Source organism: Exiguobacterium sp. s145, assembly GCF_018618835.1.
GTDB classification, from domain to species: Bacteria; Bacillota; Bacilli; order Exiguobacteriales; family Exiguobacteriaceae; genus Exiguobacterium_A; species Exiguobacterium_A artemiae.
Map to the genome: position 1 here is coordinate 113,919 of NZ_JACSMV010000005.1, position 7,778 is coordinate 121,696.

A 7,778-nucleotide genomic window follows, 5' to 3' on the forward strand; every position below is an offset into this window, starting at 1 on the left:
GTACTTCCCCCTTATTGGATCGCTTCTTTGACGACTTCATTTTTTGGAATGATACTGTTTGCTTCGATGACGAAGACTTCACCGTCCGGTGTTCCGATTGTTGCTCCGTCTTCCACGACGACACCGTCTGCAAGGATTGCCCGATGGATCGTGACATCTTTACCAATCTTCACGTTCGGGAAGATGACCGAATCCTTCACGAGAGAGCCTTCTGCGACGTCAACGCCGTAAAAGAGAACCGAGTGATTGATTTCGCCTTCGATATGGCATCCTTCGTTAATGATTGAAGTATCGATCGAAGCATTGTTCCCGATATATTGCGGCTGTTGGTTTGGATTGACAGAATGTACTTTCCAAGACGGTTCGTACAAGTCGAACTCCGGATCTGCTGCAAGTAAGTCCATGTTGGCTTCCCAAAGCGACTGGATTGTTCCGACGTCTTTCCAGTACCCTTTGAATTTGTAGGCACGAATGTTTAAGTTTTCAAACAACATGTTCGGAATGATGTTTTTCCCGAAGTCAAAGCTTGATTCTGCGTCCCCTGCATCCTGAATCAGGTGGCGTTTCAAGACATCCCAGTTAAAGACGTAAATCCCCATCGAAGCCAGGTTCGATTTCGGATTTTCCGGTTTTTCTTCAAATTCATTGATTCGAAGATCATCGTCCGTATTCAGGATACCGAAGCGCGGTGCTTCTTCCCAAGGAACTTCACGAACAGAAATTGTGACATCTGCTCCCCCTTGACGATGTTCCTCAATCATTTTTTCGTAATCCATCTTGTAGATGTGATCCCCTGACAAGACAAGCACGTAATCTGGATCGTATTGGTTGATGTAACTCATATTACGGTAGATGGCATTTGCCGTTCCTTCATACCAGTTTTTCCCGTTTTGAGCTTGGTATGGCGGCAGGATCGTTAATCCACCGTTACGGCGGTCAAGGTCCCAGGCACTTCCGATTCCAAGATAGCGGTTCAGTTCAAGTGGTTCGTATTGCGTCAAGACTCCTACTGTATCGATTCCTGAGTTCGTACAGTTGGATAACGGGAAATCGATGATTCGATATTTCCCTCCAAACGCGACCGCTGGTTTTGCTGTGTGTTTCGTAAGTGCTCCTAGACGTTTTCCTTCTCCGCCAGCAAGCAACATCGCGACGACATTCTTTTTAGCCATTTCGTCCCCTCCAGTTTGTGCTCTTTTTTTACATCAATTATGTGCTCTAATTTATACAGATACTCTTATATACCCACCTTTTCTCTTTTTAATATAACATTCCTGCAAAATAGGTTTATTAAAATACAAATTTCTTAAATTTTTCTACTGTTTTCTCCAAAAAAGACCGATAATAGGAATGAAATGCCGTTTGAAAGGAGTTTTCATGAGAATCACGACAGGATATGCCCTAGTGTTGGCTTTAGCTTTTAGTTTAGTACTAACACTTTTTTCAGTGCGTAATCAGTTGGATCTTGCACAGGATTTGTTCAGTTGGGCAGATCAAAAAACGACTGAACGTCCCCTTGCTTCCTATCAACCGATTACTGTCACGTACCAAAAAGAGCGCCTCGAACTCTATGACGGAATGCGCCGGAACGATTTGAAGGCAAGTGCTCTGCCGCCAAAGGTAGCGCAGGCTTTCATCGCGATTGAAGATCAGCGATTTTATCAGCATGACGGTTATGATATCACCGGTATTTTGCGAGCGTTTACAGAAAACCAGTCCGGTGACAACAAAGGTCAAGGGGGAAGCACCATCACCCAGCAATTGGCACGGATGACTTATCTTTCCACCGAGAAAACCTATACTAGAAAAATAAAAGAAATCTTAATTGCAATGGAACTTGAGCAAAAATATTCTAAAAAAGAGCTTTTAACCGCATATGTCAATCAAGCCTATTTCGCGAATAATATTTACGGTATCGAGCTCGCAGCCACATCATATCTCGGAAAACATGCGGAAGATTTAAGTTGGGCGGAGGTCAGCTATTTGGCTGCGATTCCAAATAATCCGTCCCTTTACAATCCGTTGCGGTTTCCGAAAAACACGGGCAAACGTCAACAGCGTATCTTAAAAGCGTTGCAACAGACACAGGACATTCCAAATAAAGTCCGAAAACAGTCCATCAACGTTTCATTCCATAAGCCGATCATCCGTTATCCTGATTACATCGATGCCAGTGTATCGGAAGCAATCCGCCAGACAGCTGACTTAAAAAATTTGAACATGTCACAGGCTGAGCAGTATTTACATCAACACGGTGCCGTCATCCAAACATATCTTGATCCCGCAGAGCAGACTCGGGCCAAACAAGCGATTCAACGACTTCCCCGGCCGATTGAAGGCGCTTACGTCGGAATCGACGGGGATACACGCGGTGTGACGGCACTGGTCGGTAATAAATCCAATGTACCGGGTCAGCTCAATCGGGCGGTTCAATCTTATCGTCAGCCCGGCTCCACCTTAAAGCCGTTGCTTGTTTATGGTCCTTACCTCGAAAAGACCAAAAAAACGTTAACGAGTCGACTGGATGGAAGTCCTGTTTGTTTTGACGGATACTGTCCGCAAAACAGCAGCAACCGGATTCTTGGCAGCGTGACGATTGCCGATGCGATTGCATACTCCTACAATACACCGGCCTTACGTGCTTTTTCTGTTTCGTTCAACGAGGGATTAAAGACCATCCGACCGTTTCGATTCAGTCAGTGGACCGAAGAAGATAATTCATACAACAGTGCGCTCGGCGGGCTAAAATACGGTGTCAGTCCACTTGAACTCACCAATGCCTACACTACCCTTGTCAATGATGGACTGTACAGTCCCTCCTCGATGATCCGCACCATCACGACGGATCAGGGAACCCTTTACCGTCATGTGATGTCAACGGACCGGATTTGGTCGAGTCGAACAAACCAGTTACTGCGTAAAGGGCTCCATAACGTCATGACATACGGTACAGGGCGGTTGGGTTACGATCCCGCCCCGGCTTATATCGGAGGCAAGACAGGTACGACGAACGACAATAAGGACATGTGGTTTGTCGGTATGAAAAATCAACATGTCGGCGGAATCTGGATTGGGGCGGACATCCCCCGTGCCTTCCCGAGTGAAGCCAACAGTACGTTACAAGTCAGGACATGGGCTTCGATCGTCCAGTGACTTATTTCGGGAAAAGAACAGCCTGTCCAAGCGAATTAAACAGGCTTAGTCCGACCCATGCCAGTCCGGCAAGTAACATGCCCCATGCCAGGAAAAGAAAGACGACTAATCCGATGGCCCCTGCAGAGGAAGTCATTTTACTGATTTGAAACACGTAAAAGAAAAAATAGATTAAAAAAGAACCGGCCAGTACGAGACAGACTAACGGAAAAGATGTCATGAACGCAAAACTAATGCATCCTCCAACCAACAGGAGAATACTGCCGGGACGTAACATACTCAACGTCGTTCCGACCTGTTCTTTAATGAAAAACGCAAACCCAAGCTGATTAATCGTGTCTGAAATCAGTTTCAAGGAACTGAAAATCATAAAATAAATGATTAAAAAGCCGAGCCATACGAGTAACTTCGTGTTACGTGCACTGAGTATTTGCAGTAACTCGTCGTAGACCCCGACGTTGTTCAGCCATGTCAGTGCAAGCTCTGACGTAGCAATCGCAAGAGACGTACTGAACAGCAGGATGCTGATCAGCGGGGCATAACTCAATAAGTAGACGTTCGTCCGCATTTCGAATCTCCATTCATAGAAATTTCATATGTAGCACACAATTACACTAGCAAGTATACTATAATAGATTATATCGGTTATTGAGACTAAAGGGGGAAGCAAAAATGGCATTTATTTTAATGGTAGGCGTTAGTCTCGCTTTCTTGACAGCGATTTTCACTGCAGGCTACAATAAAAAACCTGAAGGTAACGAATAAAACAAATCCCCCTGCCCGGTCATTCGGGTCAGGGGGATTTGTTGTTTTACAATAGATTGGCATATCCTTGTTGTCGGAGCGCTTCATACACGATGATTGCGGCCGTGTTCGAGACATTAAGCGAACGTACAAGATTCGATTGCGGAAGACGGATGCATCGTTCCAGATTCTCATCGATGACGTTTAACGGCAATCCTTTTGTTTCCCGTCCGAAAACGAAAAAGTAGTCTTCTTCAACGTTCGACAAATCGACTTGGCTTGGATATTTCTCTCCATACTTCGTAATATAGTAGAACGTCCCATCCGGATGTTTATCCCATAATTCTTCCAACGAATCATGATACCTGACATCAACAAACTCCCAATAATCAAGACCTGCCCGTTTCAACTGTTTATCATCCGTTGAAAATCCAAGCGGTCGGATTAAATGCAAGACGGAATGCGTTGCTGCGCATGTCCGTGAAATGTTACCTGTATTTTGCGGAATTTCTGGTTGATACATAACGACGTGAATAGCCATATTAATTCTTCTCTCCTAACTCATGCGCAAGCAGCGCTTCTTTATGGGCAATACCGCTGGCAAACCCCGTCATTTTACCGGATGCCCCAATAATCCGGTGACACGGATAAATCAAAGCAATCGGATTCCGGTTCAAGGCCCCACCGACGGCACGGGCCGCCTTGTCGGAACCAATCATTCGTGCAAGTTGTCCGTAACTGGCTGTCTGTCCGAACGGAATCGATCGTAAAGCCTCCAAAACACGGTGCTGAAAAGCAGTCACTTCCAGGCGACAAGAGATGGTATTCAATGCTTCCGGCTGTCCCTGTTCATAGGCATCCAGTACGTCGGCCAGAAAATCAGGCAACGATGCCTCATAGTAAGCAGCCGGATCAAGATACTTCTTCAGACGAGCCATATCATGTCCAAAATCAAGATAGACGACTTCCTCTTCTTCCCAACCGATGACCAACTCACCAAACGTATATGACATCTTTTTATATGGCATGTCCGTTCCCCCATTCCTCAAGCAAACGGTTCCCTTCCACTTGAACATCTTCAGCAGAATCCGTCAACAGTCGTTTTTGAATGTAGTCTTCCGCTTCTTGACCGGCAATCCGACCGACAGCCCAAATCGCAAGCGCCCGCATATCTTCGCGCTGATCGGTTTCGGCCATCAACCGTAAAGCATCAAGTGCCGTCCGGTCCTGGTAATGAACGAGCGCACAGACGGCATTCCGTTGAATCGGTTTTTTTCCGCGCCATGCGCCCGACAATGAACCGAACCGTGATTTAAATTCGCGATTACTGAGTGAAAGCAACGGAATCAATAACGGTTTGACCTGTTCCGGATCGGGTTGCAGTTCGCTGTGCTGTGTCGCATTTTTCTTGCGGTTATAGGGACAGACTTGCTGACACGTGTCGCATCCGTATAGACGATTCCCTAAAGCATATCGGAAATGCTCGGGAATGAGTGTCTTCGTTTGTGTAATAAAGGAGATACACCGTTTTGCATCGATGACACCCGGTTCAATCAGTGCATCCGTCGGACAGGCATCAAGACATTTATTACACGAACCGCACAGTTCTTCCACAGATTCATCCGGCGGCAGATATTGATCTGTAATCAGTTCCCCGAGATACAGATAAGAACCATGCTCCTCACTGATGATGGAACAGTTTTTCCCGCTGAAGCCGATACCGGCCCGTTCTGCGACTGCCCGGTCCACCAGTTCCCCCGTATCGACCATCGAACGGGACCGGGCTCCGGGTGACAGCTCCTGAATTTTTTCTTCGAGCAGCGTCAAACGCTGTTTTAAAGCTTGATGATAGTCAAGCCCCCAGGAAGAGCGTCCGAAGATCCCGCGCCGTTCTCCTTCTTTTCCGCGTGGTGCGTCTTTTAGTTTACTGGGATAAGCAACAGCAATCGCAATGATGGAGACAGCATCTTCAAGCAATAATGCAGGTGTCGTCCGACGTTCGAGATCCGGTTCTTCAAACCCGGAAGCATATCCTTTTTCTTGCTGTTCCATGAGCCGTTGCTTCATGACTAAAAATGGATCGGCTGTCGTCACTCGAAACTCATCAATTCCGATTTCTTTTGCATACGCTTGTAACTCTCTTTTTAACATGTCTCCACGCATCTGATCTCTCCTTTCCCTTATTGCTTTGAATAATATAATGGCTAAACAAAAAGAGCAAAGTGTCAATTAAAACGACACTTTGCTCTTTTCAGGTAAGCGGGTGAAGAGAATCGAACTCTCATCATCAGCTTGGAAGGCTGAGGTTTTACCACTAAACTACACCCGCATAATCAGATAATTCTTGAATGAGATTGTAAAAAGGTAAAAGCGGGTGAAGGGAATCGAACCCTCATCATCAGCTTGGAAGGCTGAGGTTTTACCACTAAACTACACCCGCAAGATACCGGTGGTCGGAATCGAACCGACACTCCAAAGGAACACGATTTTGAGTCGTGCGCGTCTACCAGTTCCGCCACACCGGCACAATCTCTTGCAAAACTATTTAATTAAAAATGATTGGAGGCGCCAGTCAGAATCGAACTGACGATAGAGGAGTTGCAGTCCTCTGCCTTACCACTTGGCTATGGCGCCATTTATTGGAGCGGAAGACGGGATTCGAACCCGCGACCCCGACCTTGGCAAGGTCGTATTCTACCACTGAACTACTTCCGCACAAAAAGCTGGGCTGGAAGGGATCGAACCTTCGCATGCTGGAATCAAAATCCAGTGCCTTACCACTTGGCCACAGCCCAATAATAAAAGGGCGACTGATGGGAATTGAACCCACGAATGCCGGAATCACAATCCGGTGCGTTAACCACTTCGCCACAATCGCCATAATAAAACAGGGGCAGCAGGAATCGAACCCGCGCTGACGGTTTTGGAGACCGTAGTTCTACCGCTAAACTATGCCCCTAAAGTGGTGGGGGGGGGCGGATTCGAACCGCCGAACCCGAGGGAGCGGATTTACAGTCCGCCGCGTTTAGCCACTTCGCTACCCCCCCACAAATGGGAAAACATTTAAAAATCATATGGTGGCTTTGGACGGAATCGAACCGCCGACACGAGGATTTTCAGTCCTCTGCTCTACCGACTGAGCTACAAAGCCTTAACAATGGCGGTCCTGACGGGATTCGAACCCGCGATCTCCTGCGTGACAGGCAGGCATGTTAACCGCTACACCACAGGACCGTATGTAATAATTGCGGGGGCCGGATTTGAACCGACGACCTTTGGGTTATGAGCCCAACGAGCTACCAGACTGCTCCACCCCGCGATGATAAAAAATGGTGACCCGTACGGGAATCGAACCCGTGTTACCGCCGTGAAAGGGCGGTGTCTTAACCGCTTGACCAACGGGCCATCTTAATAATTAAAAATGATATGGCGGAGAGCAAGGGATTCGAACCCTTGAGACGCTTATGACGCCTACACGATTTCCAATCGTGCTCCTTCGGCCACTCGGACAGCTCTCCATTGCATGTGGTGAAGAAGTAATTAATGGCTCCGCAAGTAGGATTTGAACCTACGACCTACCGGTTAACAGCCGGTTGCTCTACCACTGAGCTATTGCGGAACGATCGCCTGGCAGCGTCCTATCCTCACAGGGGGAAGCCCCCAACTACTTTCGGCGTTCAAGTGCTTAACTTCCGTGTTCGGCATGGGAACGGGTGTGACCACTTGGCTATCGCCACCAGACATCTATTATCTTAACATTATGTTTCCATAACGTCAAGCATTTTTTTGAAAGGCTCGCGCCCTCAAAACTGAAGTCATCAACAATGCATCTGCTAGAACAAGGCCTCGACCGATTAGTATCACTCAGCTCCGCATGTCAC

6 protein-coding genes, 15 tRNA genes and 1 rRNA gene are annotated in these 7,778 nt (G+C 47.1%); 1 reads left to right on the plus strand and 21 read right to left on the minus strand.

Annotation, left to right across the window (positions count from 1 at the left end):
* Nucleotides 1-11 precede the first annotated feature (11 nt).
* Entirely contained in the window at nucleotides 12-1,172 is a 1,161-nt protein-coding gene (locus KNQ07_RS07000; RefSeq protein WP_214765718.1) for a glucose-1-phosphate adenylyltransferase, read from the minus strand.
* A 205-nt stretch (nucleotides 1,173-1,377) separates the two neighbouring features.
* Between KNQ07_RS07000 and KNQ07_RS07005 the strand changes: the two genes are divergently transcribed.
* The gene (locus KNQ07_RS07005) at nucleotides 1,378-3,153 is read left to right on the plus strand and encodes a transglycosylase domain-containing protein (protein WP_214765722.1); all 1,776 of its coding nucleotides are present in this window, start codon (nucleotides 1,378-1,380) and stop codon (nucleotides 3,151-3,153) included.
* Between the two features lies 1 nt (nucleotide 3,154).
* Here KNQ07_RS07005 and KNQ07_RS07010 read toward each other — a convergent pair whose 3' ends face one another.
* From KNQ07_RS07010 to rrf, 20 genes are all read right to left on the minus strand, one after another.
* Nucleotides 3,155-3,721, minus strand: coding sequence for a DUF5366 family protein (locus tag KNQ07_RS07010; protein WP_012369571.1), 567 nt, complete (start codon nucleotides 3,719-3,721; stop codon nucleotides 3,155-3,157).
* A gap of 243 nt (nucleotides 3,722-3,964) precedes the next feature.
* The gene (trmL, locus tag KNQ07_RS07015; RefSeq protein WP_012369569.1) at nucleotides 3,965-4,438 is read right to left on the minus strand and encodes a tRNA (uridine(34)/cytosine(34)/5-carboxymethylaminomethyluridine(34)-2'-O)-methyltransferase TrmL; all 474 of its coding nucleotides are present in this window, start codon (nucleotides 4,436-4,438) and stop codon (nucleotides 3,965-3,967) included.
* A gap of 1 nt (nucleotide 4,439) precedes the next feature.
* Entirely contained in the window at nucleotides 4,440-4,925 is a 486-nt protein-coding gene (locus KNQ07_RS07020) for a methylated-DNA--[protein]-cysteine S-methyltransferase (protein ID WP_214765725.1), read from the minus strand.
* Nucleotides 4,915-6,060, minus strand: a complete 1,146-nt coding sequence (gene queG / locus KNQ07_RS07025) for a tRNA epoxyqueuosine(34) reductase QueG (protein ID WP_012369567.1) — start codon at nucleotides 6,058-6,060, stop codon at nucleotides 4,915-4,917. The genes KNQ07_RS07020 and queG overlap by 11 nt, the downstream gene beginning before the upstream one ends.
* A gap of 95 nt (nucleotides 6,061-6,155) precedes the next feature.
* Nucleotides 6,156-6,226 (minus strand) — tRNA-Gly (locus KNQ07_RS07030).
* Between the two features lie 40 nt (nucleotides 6,227-6,266).
* Nucleotides 6,267-6,337 (minus strand) — tRNA-Gly (locus tag KNQ07_RS07035).
* A gap of 4 nt (nucleotides 6,338-6,341) precedes the next feature.
* Nucleotides 6,342-6,422 (minus strand) — tRNA-Leu (locus KNQ07_RS07040).
* Between the two features lie 35 nt (nucleotides 6,423-6,457).
* Nucleotides 6,458-6,531, minus strand: a tRNA-Cys gene (locus KNQ07_RS07045).
* A 6-nt stretch (nucleotides 6,532-6,537) separates the two neighbouring features.
* Nucleotides 6,538-6,612: transfer RNA gene (locus KNQ07_RS07050), tRNA-Gly, on the minus strand.
* Nucleotides 6,613-6,620: 8 nt separating this feature from the next.
* Nucleotides 6,621-6,692, minus strand: a tRNA-Gln gene (locus tag KNQ07_RS07055).
* A 10-nt stretch (nucleotides 6,693-6,702) separates the two neighbouring features.
* A tRNA-His gene (locus tag KNQ07_RS07060) sits at nucleotides 6,703-6,775 on the minus strand.
* Between the two features lie 10 nt (nucleotides 6,776-6,785).
* Nucleotides 6,786-6,856 (minus strand) — tRNA-Trp (locus KNQ07_RS07065).
* 4 nt (nucleotides 6,857-6,860) lie between these two features.
* A tRNA-Tyr gene (locus KNQ07_RS07070) sits at nucleotides 6,861-6,944 on the minus strand.
* Nucleotides 6,945-6,972: 28 nt separating this feature from the next.
* A tRNA-Phe gene (locus tag KNQ07_RS07075) sits at nucleotides 6,973-7,048 on the minus strand.
* Between the two features lie 7 nt (nucleotides 7,049-7,055).
* Nucleotides 7,056-7,131, minus strand: a tRNA-Asp gene (locus tag KNQ07_RS07080).
* 11 nt (nucleotides 7,132-7,142) lie between these two features.
* Nucleotides 7,143-7,216, minus strand: a tRNA-Met gene (locus KNQ07_RS07085).
* Nucleotides 7,217-7,227: 11 nt separating this feature from the next.
* Nucleotides 7,228-7,302 (minus strand) — tRNA-Glu (locus tag KNQ07_RS07090).
* Between the two features lie 22 nt (nucleotides 7,303-7,324).
* Nucleotides 7,325-7,415: transfer RNA gene (locus tag KNQ07_RS07095), tRNA-Ser, on the minus strand.
* 26 nt (nucleotides 7,416-7,441) lie between these two features.
* Nucleotides 7,442-7,516: transfer RNA gene (locus KNQ07_RS07100), tRNA-Asn, on the minus strand.
* A gap of 6 nt (nucleotides 7,517-7,522) precedes the next feature.
* Nucleotides 7,523-7,638 (minus strand): 5S ribosomal RNA (rrf, locus tag KNQ07_RS07105).
* Between the last annotated feature and the right edge of the window lie 140 nt (nucleotides 7,639-7,778).

Coding starts and splice junctions, on each gene's coding strand:
- KNQ07_RS07010 (WP_012369571.1), bottom strand. CDS start 3,721: ATGCGGACGAACGTCTACTTATTGAGTTATGCCCCGCTGATCAGCATC.
- KNQ07_RS07020 (WP_214765725.1), bottom strand. CDS start 4,925: ATGCCATATAAAAAGATGTCATATACGTTTGGTGAGTTGGTCATCGGT.
- trmL (WP_012369569.1), bottom strand. CDS start 4,438: ATGGCTATTCACGTCGTTATGTATCAACCAGAAATTCCGCAAAATACA.
- queG (WP_012369567.1), bottom strand. CDS start 6,060: ATGCGTGGAGACATGTTAAAAAGAGAGTTACAAGCGTATGCAAAAGAA.
- KNQ07_RS07005 (WP_214765722.1), top strand. CDS start 1,378: ATGAGAATCACGACAGGATATGCCCTAGTGTTGGCTTTAGCTTTTAGT.
- KNQ07_RS07000 (WP_214765718.1), bottom strand. CDS start 1,172: ATGGCTAAAAAGAATGTCGTCGCGATGTTGCTTGCTGGCGGAGAAGGA.